Annotated in this window: 1 protein-coding gene and 1 pseudogene; both read right to left on the bottom strand. The window is 46.5% G+C overall.

Features of this window, described 5'->3' with window-relative positions; all coding sequences use genetic code 11:
- Positions 1–116 precede the first annotated feature (116 nt).
- Positions 117–749 carry an HAD family hydrolase gene (locus tag A3739_RS17365; protein ID WP_068502203.1) on the bottom strand — a complete coding sequence of 211 codons (633 nt, stop codon included), beginning with the start codon at positions 747–749 and terminating at the stop codon, positions 117–119.
- Positions 750–905: 156 nt separating this feature from the next.
- Positions 906–1,156 (bottom strand): annotated as a pseudogene (locus tag A3739_RS30055) (allophanate hydrolase); the annotation flags it as partial.

The following is a 1,156-nucleotide window of genomic DNA, read 5'->3' as shown; positions in this document are numbered from 1 at the left end:
CTAAAATATCAAGCTAAGCTCTAAAGCCAGTTTATCGACGTAACGACCGATGCCTAATTGTGTACGGATTGAAAGTTTGAAGTGATCAGTTGCAGATGACTGACTTATTAAATTTGCTACGCGCCCGCAGAAACTTNTCGCCAATACGCGGCTAATGTAGGAATAAAATCGTTATAATGAGAGAAATCAAAGTGCGCGAGATGCGCCCATTCCGGTTGAGAAGAATACCCTGAGGCATACCAAGCGGCATGCATACCTGCATTGTGCGCGGCTTCGAGATCGTAACGAAAATCGCCAACGTAGATACAATGCTTGGGGTCAACTTGCCATTCGTCGGCGAGCATCAATAAAGCGTCAGGTGAAGGCTTAGGAGGGGCGTGCTCACGTGCAAGTACTCTTCCCACTCGCAACTGACTACGATCAAGTTTCAGTTGACTTGCAGGAATCGAATTGCGTGTGACAACGCCTGTTTTGATGGATGAATTACTGAGTTTGAGCAGCGTCTCAGGCACTCCAGCAATTACTTCAGAGCTATGCGCGTCGCGCATCTCATGGTCATGAATCGTTGCCTTGACTGAAGATTGCTCATGCTCGGGCAAGTCTTCGACATATCGCAGAATATCCTGCCCCGGCACACATCCCGTCTCTTTGCATAAGAGAACAAAATCGAGACTAGACGTTACCAAGGTGCCATCTAAATCAAAGATGACTGCCTTAGGTAATTCTTTGACGTTGACACTGTCTGACATAAAACACACTCACACCAAGCATTGAACATTGAACTTTTACTAGTATGAGTGAGCTTACGATGAGATAACAGTTTTGGCCTTGTCGTGAAGCTTGCATAATGGTTGCCTGACATACCAAAACATCCAGAGCCTAATCAAAAAATGATCAGGCTAGGCTTATTTTGTCGCCATGTAAGCACGCCAGCCGCCAAGCTGCGTAATTTCTTCGGCGCCTTCTAAACCGTAAGGTTCGCAAATGAATCCGCTAACAAACGAACCATCTGCCAGTTTGACCTTACCAATGCCTAAGGGCGCAGGTATTCCTGCAACAAAACTCCCAAACTGTTCAGAGGGCACAGTCCAAATCTCGACATCAATGGCAGCCCCTTTTTCTTCATCTAACACTAGGCCAGGTCTAAATGGAGGCC

It is taken from the genome of Oleiphilus sp. HI0067, from assembly GCF_001635735.1.
The sequence above is the reverse complement of the archived record's forward strand: the minus strand, read 5'-3'. Positions and strand labels throughout refer to the sequence as shown.